Source organism: Kineococcus glutinatus, from assembly GCF_039542765.1.
Taxonomy (GTDB): domain Bacteria; phylum Actinomycetota; class Actinomycetes; order Actinomycetales; family Kineococcaceae; genus Kineococcus_A; species Kineococcus_A glutinatus.
The window spans coordinates 1-13,642 of record NZ_BAABIL010000323.1 but is presented as its reverse complement, the minus strand read 5'-3'; the positions used below and the strand labels follow the sequence as shown (position 1 = coordinate 13,642).

Annotated in this window: 18 protein-coding genes; 8 read left to right on the top strand and 10 right to left on the bottom strand. The window is 75.8% G+C overall.

Translation table 11 applies throughout. The annotated features are described in order from the left end of the window. Positions 1-192: 192 nt before the first annotated feature. From ABEB16_RS12635 to ABEB16_RS12625, 3 genes are all read left to right on the top strand, one after another. Positions 193-741: an MOSC domain-containing protein gene (locus ABEB16_RS12635; RefSeq protein ID WP_345712601.1), complete on the top strand. Its 549-nt coding sequence runs from the start codon at positions 193-195 to the stop codon at positions 739-741. Between the two features lie 95 nt (positions 742-836). Further along, positions 837-1,070 carry a FitA-like ribbon-helix-helix domain-containing protein gene (locus ABEB16_RS12630; RefSeq protein ID WP_345712600.1) on the top strand — a complete coding sequence of 78 codons (234 nt, stop codon included), beginning with the start codon at positions 837-839 and terminating at the stop codon, positions 1,068-1,070. Next, the gene (locus ABEB16_RS12625) at positions 1,067-1,459 is read left to right on the top strand and encodes a type II toxin-antitoxin system VapC family toxin (protein ID WP_345712599.1); all 393 of its coding nucleotides are present in this window, start codon (positions 1,067-1,069) and stop codon (positions 1,457-1,459) included. Before ABEB16_RS12630 ends, ABEB16_RS12625 begins: the two co-directional genes overlap by 4 nt. Positions 1,460-1,557: 98 nt before the next feature. Here ABEB16_RS12625 and ABEB16_RS12620 read toward each other — a convergent pair whose 3' ends face one another. Further along, entirely contained in the window at positions 1,558-2,622 is a 1,065-nt protein-coding gene (locus ABEB16_RS12620; RefSeq protein ID WP_345712598.1) for a hypothetical protein, read from the bottom strand. Further along, positions 2,619-3,179, bottom strand: a complete 561-nt coding sequence (locus ABEB16_RS12615; protein WP_345712597.1) for a SigE family RNA polymerase sigma factor — start codon at positions 3,177-3,179, stop codon at positions 2,619-2,621. The genes ABEB16_RS12620 and ABEB16_RS12615 overlap by 4 nt, the downstream gene beginning before the upstream one ends. An 88-nt stretch (positions 3,180-3,267) precedes the next feature. Here ABEB16_RS12615 and ABEB16_RS12610 point away from each other — a divergent pair, with 88 nt between their 5' ends. Both ABEB16_RS12610 and ABEB16_RS12605 read left to right on the top strand, forming a co-directional pair. Further along, on the top strand, positions 3,268-3,441 hold the full coding sequence (locus ABEB16_RS12610) for a hypothetical protein (RefSeq protein ID WP_345712596.1): 174 nt from the start codon (positions 3,268-3,270) through the stop codon (positions 3,439-3,441). Positions 3,442-3,538: 97 nt separating this feature from the next. Then, on the top strand, positions 3,539-3,922 hold the full coding sequence (locus ABEB16_RS12605) for a DUF1801 domain-containing protein (protein WP_345712595.1): 384 nt from the start codon (positions 3,539-3,541) through the stop codon (positions 3,920-3,922). Positions 3,923-3,976: 54 nt separating this feature from the next. On the opposite strand, the gene ABEB16_RS12600 is transcribed toward ABEB16_RS12605, so the two are convergent. After that, entirely contained in the window at positions 3,977-4,720 is a 744-nt protein-coding gene (locus tag ABEB16_RS12600) for an SDR family NAD(P)-dependent oxidoreductase (protein WP_345712594.1), read from the bottom strand. Positions 4,721-5,148: 428 nt separating this feature from the next. Continuing rightward, positions 5,149-5,595 carry a nuclear transport factor 2 family protein gene (locus tag ABEB16_RS12595; protein WP_345712593.1) on the bottom strand — a complete coding sequence of 149 codons (447 nt, stop codon included), beginning with the start codon at positions 5,593-5,595 and terminating at the stop codon, positions 5,149-5,151. A 211-nt stretch (positions 5,596-5,806) separates the two neighbouring features. Between ABEB16_RS12595 and ABEB16_RS12590 the strand changes: the two genes are divergently transcribed. Then, positions 5,807-6,205: a PPOX class F420-dependent oxidoreductase gene (locus ABEB16_RS12590; RefSeq protein ID WP_345712592.1), complete on the top strand. Its 399-nt coding sequence runs from the start codon at positions 5,807-5,809 to the stop codon at positions 6,203-6,205. A gap of 15 nt (positions 6,206-6,220) precedes the next feature. Here the strand turns inward: ABEB16_RS12590 and ABEB16_RS12585 are convergent, their stop codons facing one another. Beyond that, positions 6,221-6,592 (bottom strand): PIN domain-containing protein, encoded by a 372-nt coding sequence (locus ABEB16_RS12585; RefSeq protein WP_345712602.1) that lies wholly within the window; start codon positions 6,590-6,592, stop codon positions 6,221-6,223. Further along, positions 6,592-6,876, bottom strand: coding sequence for an AbrB/MazE/SpoVT family DNA-binding domain-containing protein (locus ABEB16_RS12580; protein ID WP_345712591.1), 285 nt, complete (start codon positions 6,874-6,876; stop codon positions 6,592-6,594). The genes ABEB16_RS12585 and ABEB16_RS12580 overlap by 1 nt, the downstream gene beginning before the upstream one ends. 122 nt (positions 6,877-6,998) lie before the next feature. Between ABEB16_RS12580 and ABEB16_RS12575 the strand changes: the two genes are divergently transcribed. Beyond that, a complete protein-coding gene (locus ABEB16_RS12575; RefSeq protein WP_345712590.1) occupies positions 6,999-7,421 on the top strand; it encodes a hypothetical protein in 423 nt (140 codons plus the stop codon). 29 nt (positions 7,422-7,450) lie between these two features. On the opposite strand, the gene ABEB16_RS12570 is transcribed toward ABEB16_RS12575, so the two are convergent. The 4 genes from ABEB16_RS12570 to ABEB16_RS12555 all read right to left on the bottom strand — a co-directional run bounded on the left by ABEB16_RS12570 (position 7,451) and on the right by ABEB16_RS12555 (position 12,769). Beyond that, positions 7,451-8,356: a LysR family transcriptional regulator gene (locus ABEB16_RS12570; protein WP_345712589.1), complete on the bottom strand. Its 906-nt coding sequence runs from the start codon at positions 8,354-8,356 to the stop codon at positions 7,451-7,453. Between the two features lie 85 nt (positions 8,357-8,441). After that, positions 8,442-9,515 carry a quercetin 2,3-dioxygenase gene (locus ABEB16_RS12565; RefSeq protein WP_345712588.1) on the bottom strand — a complete coding sequence of 358 codons (1,074 nt, stop codon included), beginning with the start codon at positions 9,513-9,515 and terminating at the stop codon, positions 8,442-8,444. Then, complete coding sequence (locus ABEB16_RS12560) at positions 9,512-10,507, bottom strand: alpha/beta hydrolase fold domain-containing protein (RefSeq protein WP_345712587.1); 996 nt, start codon at positions 10,505-10,507, stop codon at positions 9,512-9,514. The genes ABEB16_RS12565 and ABEB16_RS12560 overlap by 4 nt, the downstream gene beginning before the upstream one ends. 117 nt (positions 10,508-10,624) lie before the next feature. Further along, positions 10,625-12,769 carry a RecQ family ATP-dependent DNA helicase gene (locus tag ABEB16_RS12555; protein WP_345712586.1) on the bottom strand — a complete coding sequence of 715 codons (2,145 nt, stop codon included), beginning with the start codon at positions 12,767-12,769 and terminating at the stop codon, positions 10,625-10,627. A 110-nt stretch (positions 12,770-12,879) separates the two neighbouring features. On the opposite strand from ABEB16_RS12555, the gene ABEB16_RS12550 reads away from it, so the two are divergent. Then, on the top strand, positions 12,880-13,642 hold a 763-nt coding region (locus tag ABEB16_RS12550; RefSeq protein WP_345712585.1), incomplete at its 3' end, for an FAD-dependent oxidoreductase.

The following is a 13,642-nucleotide window of genomic DNA, read 5'->3' as shown; positions in this document are numbered from 1 at the left end:
GGGGCGGCGGCGAGGGTGGTGACCGGCCCGGTCGCCGCTGCGGGTGCCGTGGTGGGGGCGGGCGGGGCCGGCGCGCAGGAGGTGCCCAGCGCCACGAGCGCGACGGCGGCGGCCAGCCGCCCGGGCATCCCCATCGGCCGAGCGTAACCGCACGGCTGCGCGGCGGCGCGGTCCTGCGGCACGATCGGTCCCGTGAGCCCCTCCGGCCGGGTCGTCGCCGTCAGCCGCGACGACCAGCACCGCTTCGGCAAGGACGTCGTCGACGTCGTCACCCTGCTCGCCGGGCTGGGGGTCGCCGGCGACGCCCACGCCGGGCGCACCGTGCAGCACCGCTCCCGGGTGGCCGCCGACCCCACCCAGCCCAACCTGCGCCAGGTGCACCTCATCGCCGCCGAGCTGTTCGACGAGCTCGCCGGGCAGGGGTTCACCGTCCGCCCCGGCCAGCTCGGGGAGAACGTCACCACCCGCGGCGTCGACCTGCTGGCCCTGCCGCGCGGCAGCCGCCTGCACCTGGGCGCCGACGCGGTCGTCGAGGTCACCGGGCTGCGCAACCCCTGCGCGCAGATCGACGCGTTCACCCCGGGCCTGCTCAAGGCGGTCACCCCCCGCGACGAGACCGGTGCCGTGGTGCGCAAGGCGGGCGTCATGGGCGTCGTACTGCACGGCGGGGACGTCCGCGCCGGTGACGCCGTGCGCGTGGAGCTGCCCGCCCGGCCGCACGAGGCGCTGCAGCGGGTCTGACGCGACCGGTGCCCGCCCTGGCAGGGTGGCGGCTGCGCGGGCCTGCCGATGTCGTCGTGACTGCTGAGCGGCGCTCCCAACACCAGAATGGCGCCATGCCGAGCGTCCGGATCGACGACGTCCCCGACGAGACGCACGCCGTCCTGCGCCGCCGCGCAGCCCTGGCCCACCAGTCCCTGCAGGAATACCTCCTCGCCAAGCTCGTCGAAGAGGCCAGCACCCCCACCCTCGACGACGTGCTCGACCGCGCCGGCGGGCGAGCCGACGGCAGCCTGTCCTTCCGCGACGCGGTGGAGGCGGTGCGCGACGACCGTGACCGCCGTTCGTGATCGTCGTTGACGCCAGCGTCCTGGCCCCCGCGCTGGCCGACGACGGACCCGACGGCGACCGGGCCCGGGACCGTCTGCGGGGCGAGGTGCTCACCGCTCCCGAGGTGATCGACCTCGACGTGGCCTCCGTCTTGCGCCGCGCCGCCGCGGGCGGACGCCTCCCGGACCGCCGCGCCGACCTCGCGGTGCGCGACCTCATCGACCTCCCCCTGCGACGAGCCGCTCACCGGACCCTGCTGCCCCGCTGCTGGGAACTGCGGCACACCATCACCAGTTACGACGCCGCCTACGTCTCCCTGGCCGAGGCCCTGGGCATCACCTTGGTCACCGCCGACGCACGTCTGTCCCGCGCTCCGGGCATCACCTGCGAGGTGGACGTCCTGCGCTGACCCCGGTGCCGCACGTGGCGCTGAGCAGGACCCCGTCGAATCCGCTCGTGGTGAAGTGCGGCCCGATCCTGGGTGGTCTGTGGGGATCATTTGTCGTCTCAGGAGTCGTTGCTGTCCCGGAGCTCCTGCAGGAGTTGCTGGAACTGGGCGGTGTCGGGGCGCAGGACTGCGCCGGTGCTGGAGAACACCACGTCACAGGCGCCGGTGAGGTCCACGGCGAGGTAGGTGTACTCCCGCAGAGATCTCTCGGTAGGGGTGTGGTCGGGGTTGTGCTCGTAGTCCGGTGTGGTCAGCAGGTCGATCTGCGCCTGCTGCCCGGGCGTGAAGGTGCAGTCGGGCTCGCCGTGCACGAGGGGGGCGGTGTCGACCACCTCCTGCAGTCGGGCGAGCAGGACCGGGTCGCGGGACTGACCCATCCACTCGCTGGTGGTCTCCGTGATCGTCGCGCCCGCCACGGGGTTGCTGCTGGCGCGGGCGGGGGCTTGCCGCTCCCCGGGCCGTGGCTGGATGGTGAGGCTGTCCAGCAGGGCACGGACCTGAGCCTCGTCGCCGGCGAGCTGTACCCGGACCCCGCGCGAGGGGACGCTGATGATGGCGGCGCTCTCCTCGCCGTAGGGCATGTTGTCGAGGTAGACGGGCACTCCGTCGATGAGTGTCAGCCCCGATGTGATCCCTGCTCCTCCCGTCCACTGCCGCACCATCCACGGCATCAGCAGGGCGCCGGGCCCGTCGGGGGAGAGGTCGCACTCCTGCCCCATGCCCGAAGTGGGCGCGGCCACCACGGTGATCGCGCCGGGAGCCACGCAGGCCGCCTCCGCTGAGCCGGCCCTCATCTCGTAGCCCTCCGCGGTGATCTCCACGCCGTTGATGCCGCGCTCGCCGGCCTCGATGCCCGGCGGCTCCCACTGGGGTGCGGGTGCCGGTGCGGAGGTGGCGGGTCCAGCCGGCGGGGCCAGCTGGGTCCGGCCGGCCCCATCACCCCCGGGTGTGGTGACGACCAGTGCGGCGGCGGTGCAGGCGGCGAGCAGGCCGGTGGTGGCGAGGGCGATGTTGCGGCGGCGTGCGTGCTGGTGGCGGCGCAGCACCGCGGCGACGGGGTCGTGTTCGCGAGGAGTGGTCCGGGAGGCGGCGTCGAGGAGGCTCTTGACATCGAGGTCGTTCATCGTGCGACTCCGCTCTCCGGACGGGCGCCGGCATCGCGTCGGGAAGTGGCTTCGGCCTTCCGGGCCGCGGCGGCGCGCAGGGTGGCCAGGGCGCGGGAGGTGCGGCTCTTGACGGTGCCCACCGAGCAGCCCAGGGCCTCGGCGGTGTCCTGCTCGCTCAGGTCCAGCCAGAAGCGCAGCACCAGGACCAGTCGCTGGGGGGTGGGCAGTTCGGCCAGCATCCGCTGTGCGTCGAGAGCGGCGTCGAGGTCGCCGTGTCCGGCGCAGGTGGTGTCGGGCAAGACGGCGGTGGGGGTTTCCCCGCGCCAGCGGCGGCGCCCGGCCTTGGCCGCCAGGCGGGTCATGACCACCCGGGCATACGCCCCGGGATCACCGCCGGGGTGTAGACGATGCCACGCCTTCAGCACCTCCAGCAGGCCCATCTGGGCCAGGTCCTCACCGTGGTGCATGTCACCGCTGAGCAGGGTGCCCAGCCGGACCAGGGACGGGTAGCGGGCAGCTGCGAAGTCGGCGAAGCCCGGTGGGCCTTGTCCCGCATCGCGGAGACGGTTGCGCATCATCACACCCTCGAAGGGACACGGACCCCGCAAAAGGTTCCATCCAACTGCAGCCGATCTGCGGCTCGTCACCGACCAAGCACACCCGATGCCCTCGCACAGCGAACAAGGCACCAGCGCTCGCCTGGTGCCCGCCACCGCGCGCTCCTGGCGTGCCTGGTCCGACGTCGAGGACGTGTTCACCGGGCCTGCCGACCCCACCTGGGACCACGACCGGGATCTGGTCGACGGCGAGATCACCGGCCCCCGGGCGCCGCGGTGAGGGCGGAACCGCGCCGACGGGCGCGATGACTTCCGGCGCTCCGGCGGGTCCGCACCGGTGAGAGGCGTCCGAGCTTTCCGAGTTCCGGGAGGACCACGTGGGTGTCGCGTCGGCAGACGTCGAGCAGTACCTGGACGAGCTGCAGCACCCCCTGAAAGACGGTGTGCTGCAACTGCGGACCGCCATCCTGACGTGCGATCCCGACCTCACCGAGCACGTGAAGTGGAACGCCCCGAGCTTCTGCCGTGGCGGACAGGACCGCGTCACCTTCCGGTTGCACCCCCGCGGCAAGCTCCAGCTGGTGTTCCACCGGGGGGCGAAGCCGCGCACCGACACCGCGGACTTCACCTTCGACGACCCCACGGGGCTGCTGACGTGGCTGGCACCCGACCGCGCCGTCATCGACTTCCCCGACCTGGACGCCGTCGCCGCCCGCCGGGCGCAGGTCGTGGCGCTGGTCCAGCGCTGGGTGCTGGTCTGACGGCCACCGGCGCACCTCCTCCCGAGGAGACCGGCCCACGGCGCTGCGATGCGTTCAGAGCGCTTCGGGGTCGTCACCGCGGGCGGTGCGGCCGCCGTCGACGGGCAGGACGGCGCCGTTGACGAACCCCGCCCCGGGGGAGAGCAGGAACGCGACGACGTTGGCGACCTCGGCCGGGGTGCCGACCCGGCCCAGCGGGTGCAGCGCGGCCATCTGCGCCGCGACGTCGGGGTGTTCGGCGAGGTGCTGCTCGTAGCGGGCGGTGGTGATCGAGCCCAGGGCGACGGCGTTGGTGCGGATGCCGTCGGGCCCGTGGTCGACGGCCACGGCACGGGTCAGCCCCTCGACGGCGGCCTTGGCGGTGGCGTAGGGCAGCGCCCCGCGGACGGGGCGCTGGGCCTGGTGGGAGGAGACGTTGACGATCGCCCCCGGGCGGTCGTGGCGGCGGTAGTGGTTGACGGCGGTGTGGCAGCCGGTCAGGGCCAGCGCCAGGTTGGCGGTGATGGCCTGCTGGATGTCCTCGACGGTGGCGGTGCACAGGCCGGCGTCGCGGAAGACGGCGGCGTTGTTGACCCACCCGGTCAGCGGCCCCAGCTGCTCGGCGCGTGCGGCGGCCTCGGTGGCGACAGCGGGGTCGGTGGCGTCACCGGTGAGCAGGTGGACGTCGTCGTGCGGCCGGTCGAGGTCGCCGATGACGTCGAGGACGACGACGTGCCCGTCGCGGGTGAGGCGTTCGGCGATGGCGCGGCCGACCCCGCGCGCGGCGCCGGTGACGACGAAGGACGGGCGGACGGGCACGGGCGCACTCCTCGGCGGAGGGGGCGAGGTGCCTCGATCCTGGTCGGTGCCCGACCGCGGCGTCCACCCCCGGCTGCCCGGTCGTGGCGCCGGCCGCGTGGGGCGGGGACGGCGGGAGCGGTCAGGCCGGGCGGATCACCGCGTGCGGCGGCGCGGCAGGAGCAGGGGTGACGACGGAGTCCGGACTCAGCACCCCTGTACCGACCTCAGGGCCCGGTGTGCCGGCAGGCGGTGCCGGCACGTACAGCGGAGCGACGAACTCGGCCGACGGGCCGGCGGTGGCCTGCACCACCGGAGCGGACGGCGCAGCCGGCCGGGGTGTGCGCACCCCGGCGGCGGGCGTCCCGCGTGCCCGGAACGCCCGTCGACCCGGTGTCCCCGGGGATGTTCTCGAGGCCCGGGTTCGGCGGAGGCCCCGTCGAACCCGGTCAGCCCGGGTCGGCGTGCCAGGCGTCGGCGACGGCGAGGCTGTCCTCGTAGACGTGGTGGCGGACGATCTTCCCGTCCCGGACGGTGAGGTGCAGGGCGAACCGGGCGCGGTAGGTGCGTCCCGTCTTCCGCACCGTGTTGGTGACGGTGCCGAGGACGACGGCGTCCGCGCCGTCGACGAGGACGCGCTCCACGTCGACGACGGCGTGCTCCGGCAGGTGCTCGGCGGCGATCACCCGGTAGTGGTCCGCCACGTCCCGGCGGGTGCGCCGCTCGCGGATCCAGGGGATGGCGGACGCGCGGGGGGTCGAGGGCCAGCTCAGGCGCCAGTCGACCTCGTCGCCGTAGAGCTCGGCCGCCGCGTCGGGGCTCGCGGCGAGCCGTCGGAGCACGGTGTCGACGACGGCCCTGGTGGCGTCCCGCGGGTGCTGGCTCGGCGTGCTCACGTGGTCGGTCTCCTCGGTGTCGTGGAGCTCGGTCGGTCGGTGGTCCGGCACGCGGGCTGCTGTCCCGCCGGACCACCGTGCCCGCTCCGGTGAGCGGCGTCGATGACCTCGGAGGTCGTCGAGCATCGACCACGCCCGATGCGTCGGCCCGCTCGCCGCGGCCACCGGCACCCCGTGGACGCCGCCCCGGCGCGGTCAGCAGGATGTGCTCGTGACCTCCATCGACGACCCCGCCGTCCGCGCGCTGCTCGACGCGCCCAACCACGCCGTGCTGTCCACCACCGGCGCCGACGGCAGCGTGCACAGCGCCGTCGTGTGGGTCGACGTCGAGGACGGGAAGCTGGCCGTCAACAGCGCCGTGGGGCGCAGGTGGCCCACCGACCTGGAGCGCGACCCCCGCACCACCCTCGTCGTCGTCGACGAGGAGAACCCGTACCACTACGTCGAGATCCGCGGCACCGCCACGAGCCGGCTGGAGGGCGCCGACGCCCACATCGACCGCCTCGCCAAGAAGTACCTCGGCGCGGACCGCTACCCGGGCCACAGCGACGCGGAGACGCGCATCACGTACCTCGTCGAGCCGCGGCGGGTGCGCGTCTGGGGCAGCTGACGCCAGCACGGCGGCTCAGCCCGCCGGGCCGCGGACCTGCCGGACGACAGCCGCGTCGCCGAACCGTTCACTCCACGAACGGTCGGCGGTGACGGCCGCGACGCGCCGCACCCATGCCGTGGCCAGGCAGCAGCGATCGCCCAGCGAGATCCCGGGGCTGGTGTAGCGCGTCGACGCCTCTGCTTCGACCGCGTCGAAACCGACCACGGTGACCAGTTCGCGGATCGGCGTGATGTCGAGCCCCCTGCGCTCGGCGATCTCGAGGAGCTCGGCCCAGTTCGCGGCGCTCACGAGGTTCTCCTCCGGCACGTCGAGCAGCGTCTCGACGACATCCGCCCCGGGTTCCTGGCGCAGGTAGGCCAGCAGCGCGGAGGTGTCGAAGACCATCACGACGGGTGGAGCGCCTCTCCCGGCGCCGTCCCGGCCTCGTCGGAAGGGGCATCGCGTCCCGGCTCCGCGCGCCGCTCGGCGAGCAGGTCGTCCACGCCGTAGTCGCTGTGCGCCCACGCTCCGCGCGCCCGGTCCTTCAGCGCTTGCAGCGTGGTCATCACCACCTCCCCGGCGCGTTCGACGAAGAGGACCGTGTCGCCGGGGTTGAGGTGCAGCCGCTCGCGCACCTCGGGCGGGAGCGTCAACCGTGCACGGCTGTCCAGCTGTGCCTTGACCGTCATGTCGCCAGTGTGCCCTCACGACTTCGACCTGTGGGTGGGCTGGTGCTCTGCCCACGCCACGCACCCGCACGCACCCGCCGCGCCCTGTGGACCGCGCGGGTGCGGGCGCGCATCATCGGTGCATGTCCGAGGAACGACGCACCTCCGAGGATCCGCCCGCCCCCGCGCCGGACGGCGGGACCGTCACCGCCGAGCTGGTCGTCCAGCCGGCCGGCCAGGCGTCCGCGCTCCCGTGGCGGCAGCGCGCCCAGGCCGTGCGCGCCGGGCTGCCGCAGCTGGTCCGCAACCCCGTGGTCGTCGGCGCCTCCGCCGCGGTGGCGGGCATCGCGGCCCGCGTCGCCGTCGAGCTCGCCGTGGACCTCGCCCGGCGGGCGACGGGCGTCCCGGTCCGGCCCGCGCGGCTGGAGGTCGGCGGGCAGGTGGTGCACCACGTCGTCCACCACCACGTCGTGCACCACGTCGTGCACCAGGTGGCCGCGCCGGTGGTCCCCGTCGTGGTGCGGACCGTGGCCCTGCTGCCCCCGCCGGCGGCGCGGCCGCGCTGACCCGGCACCGACCCCGGTGCGGGAGCGGCTCAGGCCGGCCGGGCGCCCACCTGCGCCGCCTGCTGCCGCACCACCTCGCGCGCCAGGCGCTCCAGCGCGGCGGGCGTGCCGTCCCCCGGGTGCCGCAGCAGGTGGACCGTCACGTCGGGCAGGTCCCGGACGGGCAGGAACCGCAGGTCCGGGCGCGCGTGGTCGTGCACGACCGTGGCCCCGGCGATGTTGACGCCCAGCCCCGCCGAGCACAGGTCCAGCACCTCCTCCAGGGTGGAGGCGGCGGGCTCCACGACCGGCCTGCTGCCGTCGGCGCGCGGGCTGGCGAACCAGTCCGCCACGGCGGCCTCGTCGACACCGGCACCCACGAACCGCTCGCCGTTGGTCTCCTCGATGCCCACGTCGGCGCGCCCGGCCAGCCGGTGCGTCGCGGCCACCACCAGGACCCGGCCCTCCGACCACAGCGGCACCGACCGCAGTCCCGGCACGGCCGGTGCACCCACGAGCGGGACCAGGGCCACGTCGACGTGCCCGGAGCGCAGCGCGTCCAGGTAGCCGGCGAACCCCAGCCGCCGCACCTCCCAGCGCACCCCGGGCAGCTCCGCCGCGGCCGCGGCCAGGATCGCCGAGCACAGCTGCCCGCCGGTCACCAGCCCGATCGTGAGCCGCTCCCCGTCCCCCCGCCGGCGCGCCGCCCACCCGTGGACGTCGTCGAGCGCCGCGACGGCCCGGCGCGCCAGCGGCACGAGGTCGGCCCCGGCGGGGGTCAGCTCCACCCGGCGGGAGGTCCGGCGGAACAGCGGGACCTGCATCCGCCGCTCCAGGGCGGCGATCTGCTGGCTCAGCGACGGCGGCGCCACGCGCAGGCGCTCCGCGGCCCGGGTGAAGTGCAGCTCCTCGGCGACGGCCAGGAAGTAGCGCAGCTGCTGGACCGTGAGATCCACCGCACCCTCCCCGCCGGACCCTGCCGCCGGGGGAGAGTGTAGGTGTGCGGGCCCGGTGCGGGTCCGGCCGCTCGCGGGCGGGCCGTCAGACGTCCAGCCCGACCCCGCGCTGCGGCGGCGGGCCCACCAGCACCAGGTCCAGCTCGTCCTGCAGCTTCTGCAGCACGTGCACCGGCGGCGGCCCCACCAGCGCCGTGCTCTCGTCGTAGACGTGGTCGTCGGTGGGGGAGCCCAGCACGGAGAAGAACGGCTCGAAGACGTCGGGCGTCAGGATGCCCAGCATCTCCGTCTGGTGGGCGTCGAACGCGAACGTGTGGATCGTGCCCGCCGGGGCGTGCAGGAAGTCCCCCGGCGTCAGGAGCACCTCGGTGCCGTTGGCGTACAGCCACACCCGCCCGGCCAGGCAGAGGAAGTTCTCCGTGTGCTCGCGGTGGAAGTGCCGGCCGAAGTAGTCGCTGTGCCCGCCGGCGGTGTGGATGGCGAAGTAGCGGTGGTCGGTGTTGCGGCCGCGGGACAGGTACGAGTACAGCGCGTTGGGCGTGGCGAGGCGGTCGCCCTCCCCGGCGCGCAGGAAGTACGGCTCCACACCGGCGGGCAGGCCCGCGTCCCACCGCTCGGCGGCCGCCACCTCCTCGCCGGTGGGGAACGTGATGCCCAGCGGTGCACCGGCCTGCTCGCGCTCGGCCGGGGAGGTGGAGCGGCCGGTGCGCGCCGGGTGGACGTGGGCGTCGACGCGGTCGCCGATCGCCTCCACGTAGGCCAGCGACCCGCCGGGGGCCGCCCACGTCAGCAGCCGGGTGCCGTGGGCGAGCATCCGGTACGCCAGCGCCGTGCCGGCGGGGACGTTGAAGGAGTCACCCGGTACCAGGACGCGGCTCGACCCGCCCAGCCACACCTGCACGCTGCCCCTGACCAGGAGGAAGGAGCGCTGCTGGTCGCGGTGGACGTGGAAGGGCGTGCGCGCCCCGCGCGGGCCCATGACGTAGGCGGCGTCGAACAGGCCGCCGGTGTCGACGGCGCGGGCGATGATCGTCCACAGCTGGCCGTCGACCTCGTAGCGGTGCCCCTCGCCGTTGGCGACGTAGTAGGGGACCGGCTCGCCGGGCAGGTCGTTGCGGACCGGCGTAAAGGTGTGGATCGTCTCGAGGTCGGTGCTCAACGCGGTGCTCCGGTCGTCGTGGTGGGGGTGGCCCCGGGGGTGGGCAGGAGGTGGCGGGCGAAGAAGTCGCCGATGACGTCGAAGGAGAAGCCGGCGACCTCGGTGACGGGTTCCCGCCCGGGCAGGAAGCGGCGGACCTCGGCCTTCGCGTCGGGCTCGGCGTCCAGGCGGCCGTCGTCCATGACCCTCGGGCCGGGGATCTCCGTGACACCGGCGGGGTTGAGGAAGCCGTGCCGGAAACCCTCGAGGAGGTGCAGCGCGCTCTCGACGCCCGCGGCGACCAGCGCCTCGTGCAGCGCGACGCTCTGGTCCGCCCGCACGAGGACGTCGGCGGTGCCGTGGGCGATCTGGAAGGGCGGCGCCGCCGCGGTGACGTGCGCCAGCGGCGAGGCGGCGCGGGCCTGCTCCGGCAGCTCCGCCGGCAGGCCGCCCAGCAGCCGCGACTCGGGGGCGTTGGGTCCGGCCATCGCCGGCGGCGCGCCGGAGTCCGCCACGACCCGCACGAGGTCGACGGGGCCGTAGCCCTCGGCGACCGCCTGCACCGCCGCGTCCGGGTCGCCGTCGCCGACCGGTTCACCGGGCAGGACCGCCAGGTGCCCCGTCACGCCGGCCAGCGCCGCGAGGTGACCGCCGGCGGAGGAACCCCACAACCCGATCCGGCTGCCGTCGACGCCCAGCTGCGCGGCGTGGCGGCGCAGGTGGCGCACCGCGGCGCGCACGTCGTGCAGCTGCGCGGGGAACAGCGCCTGCCCGCTGAGGCGGTACTCGATCGTCGCCATCGCGATGCCACGCGCCGCGAAGTGCCGGCGCAGGTCCGGGGCCAGGTGGCGGTCGCCGAACGCCCAGCCGCCGCCGTGCAGCCACACCACCACCGGCGGCGGGACCTGCGCGGGCGGCACGATCAGGTCCAGCACGAGGGGGCCGGTGTCCCGCTCGGCGAAGACCAGCCCGGCGTGCCGGGCCGGTCCGGGGTGGGGGGCGTCGTCGCTCACCCGGGCATCGTGCGGTGCCGGGGGCGGGCAGGACCAGGACCGGCTGCCTCACGACCGTGAGGCCCCGGCTCACGGTCCACCCGTCCGGGGCGTCCCCGCCCCGCGCCGGCCGGTGGCTCAGGCGCCGTCGCCCAGCACGAACGGGTGCACCGCGCTCGCCCCCGCCAGCCGCAGCTGCCGCGCCGCGACCGCCAGCGTCCAGCCCGTCGCCGTGCGGTCGTCCACCAGCAGCACCCGCCGGCCGGCCACCGCGTCCGGCTCCACCAGCGCGAAGCGGTCCACCAGCGCGCGCAGCCGGTGCGCGGAGTTCACGTCGCTGCGCGGGGAGCCGCTGCCGTCGGCGATGCGGAAGCTCGTCAGCAGCGGCAGCCCCGTGTACCGGGCCAGGCCCTCGGCCAGGTGCGCCACGAGGAGCGGGCGCGACGCCGAGGCCAGCGCCACCACGCCCTCCAGCCCCAGGTCGCGGGCCCAGTCGTCGAGGACCTGCGCGGCGGCGCGGCGCAGCGGCACCGGCGTCTCGCCGTCGGGGGCGCCGGCGCGGAACAGCTCCCGCAGGTCCGATCCCCAGCCCAGGTCCGTCAGCCGGGCCACCGCCCGACCCTCCCCGGCCTGCTCGCCCGCCGGGATGCGCCCCGACAGCGCCACCCCGACCGCGGCCATCCCCGTCGGCCACTGCCGCTTGGGCAGGACCGGCACCCCGGGGCGCGCCATCCGCTCCCCGGCCTCGGCCACCGCCGCCTCGTCCACCGCCGCGGTCAGCGCGAAGCCGCCGCAGCCGTCGCAGCGCCCGCACGGGGCGGCCTCGGCGTCGTCGAGGGCGCGGCGCAGGAACTCCAGCCGGCAGCCCGGCGTGGCGATGTACTCCAGCATCGCCCGCTGCTCGTCCTCGCGGGTGGCCGCGACCCGCGCGTAGCGCTCGGCGTCGTAGTGCCACGGCCGCCCCGTGGACTCCCAGCCGCCGCTCACCCGCCGCACCGCGCCGTCGACGTCGAGGACCTTCAGCATCGTCTCCAGCCGGTTGCGCCGCAGCGGCACCCGCGTCTCCAGGGCGGGGGTCGACAGCGGCCGGCCCGCCTCGGCGAGCACCGCCAGCGTCGTGCGCACGTCCTCCTCCGCGGGGAAGCCCAGGGAGGCGAAGTGCGCCCAGATGTCGCGGTCCTCGCGCCCGGGCAGCAGCACGACCGCCGCGTCGTCCACCCCGCGCCCGGCGCGGCCGACCTGCTGGTAGTAGGCGATGGGCGAGGACGGCGCCCCCAGGTGCACCACGAAACCCAGGTCGGGCTTGTCGAAGCCCATGCCCAGGGCGGAGGTCGCCACCAGCGCCTTGACCCGGTCGGCGAGCAGGTCCTCCTCGGCCTGCAGCCGCTCCGCCGGTTCCGTCTGCCCGGTGTAGGCGGTGGCGGTGATGCCGTGGGCGCGCAGGTGGCCCGCGACGTCCTCGGCGGCGGCGACCGTGAGCACGTAGACGATGCCCGAGCCCGGCAGCTGCGGCAGGTGCTGCACCAGCCACGCCAGGCGGTGCGCCTGGTCCGGCAGCCGCAGCACCCCCAGCCGCAGCGAGGAGCGGTCCAGGCTGCCGCGCAGCACCAGCACGTCGGCCAGGGTGCGCTCCCCGGACACCGACAGCTGCTCGGCGACGTCGGCGGTGACCCGCGCGTTGGCCGTGGCCGTCGTCGCCAGCACGGGGATGCCCGCGGGCAGGTCCGCCAGCAGGGTGCGGATCCGGCGGTAGTCGGGGCGGAAGTCGTGGCCCCAGTCGGAGACGCAGTGCGCCTCGTCGACGACGAGCAGCCCCGTGGTGGCCGCCAGCTGCGGCAGCACCGCGTCGCGGAAGCCGGGGTTGTTCAGCCGCTCGGGGGAGACGAGCAGGACGTCGACGGCGCCGGCGCGCACCTGCGCGAACGTGGCGTCCCAGTCCTCGGTGTTGGTGGAGTTCACCGTCACGGCGTGCACCCCGGCCCGCTCGGCGGCGGCGATCTGGTTGCGCATCAGCGCCAGCAGCGGCGAGACGATCACCGTGGGGCCCGCGCCGCGCGCCCGCAGCAGGGCGGTGGCGACGAAGTAGACGGCCGACTTGCCCCAGCCGGTGCGCTGCACGACGAGGGCGCGGCGGCGGTCGGCCACCAGCGCCTCGATCGCCGTCCACTGGTCCTCGCGCAGCGCCGCGCCCGGCGAGCCGACCAGGCGGCGCAGCACCTCCTCCGCCTCGGCGCGCAGCGCGGCGCGGTCGGCGGCGGGGACCGGGGCGGGGGCCGGCGTCATGTCCCGATGCTGTCAGGCGCCGGGGACACCCCGGTCGCGGCGGACGGTTGACGGAGGTGGCGCGTGGTGCTGCACTGGAATTCACCGGGTGATGAATTAGGGAGGGCGCCATGACCGACGTGGTCGTCGTGGGGGCCGGCCCCAGCGGGCTGGCCGCCGCCGTCGCGCTCGCCGGGCGCGGCGTCGGGGTCGAGGTCGTCGAGCGGCGCACCGAGGGCTGGACCACCTCGCGCGCCGCCGTCGTCCACGCCGGCACCCTGCGGGTCCTCGACGCCCTCGGGGCCGGCGCGCCGCTCGTCCGGTGCGGTCTGCGGGTGCCGCGCTTCGCCGTCCGCGACCGCGGCCGCGACGACCCCCTGCTCGCGGTGGACTTCGGCGACCTCGGCGGGGCGCACCCCTACGCCCTGCTCGTGCCCCAGTGGCGCACCGAGGAGGTGCTGCGCGCCCGCGCCCGCGACCTCGGCGTCCCCGTGCGGGGCGGGGAGACCGTCCTCGACGTCCGCCCCGACGGCGACGGCGCCGTGCTGACCACCGACCGGGGCCTGCGCCGCTGCCGCCTCGTCGTGGGCGCCGACGGCACCGGGAGCACCGTGCGGGAGCGCGCCGGCATCGCGCACCGGCGCCGCCGCCTCGCGGAGTCCTTCGCGCTGGCCGACGTGCGGCTGCACCACGACGACCGGCAGCCCTGCGTCGCGCTGCACCTGTCCGGCGCCGGTGCCCTCGTCGAGGCGCCCCTGCCGGACGGCGTCGTCCGGTTCGTCGCCCCCGTGGCCGCGGCGCCCGCCGAACCGGGCGCGGCCTTCGTGCAGGACCTGCTCGACACCCGCGGCCCGCGCGCGGCGCCGCGCGTCGCCGAGGTCGTCTGGTCCTCGC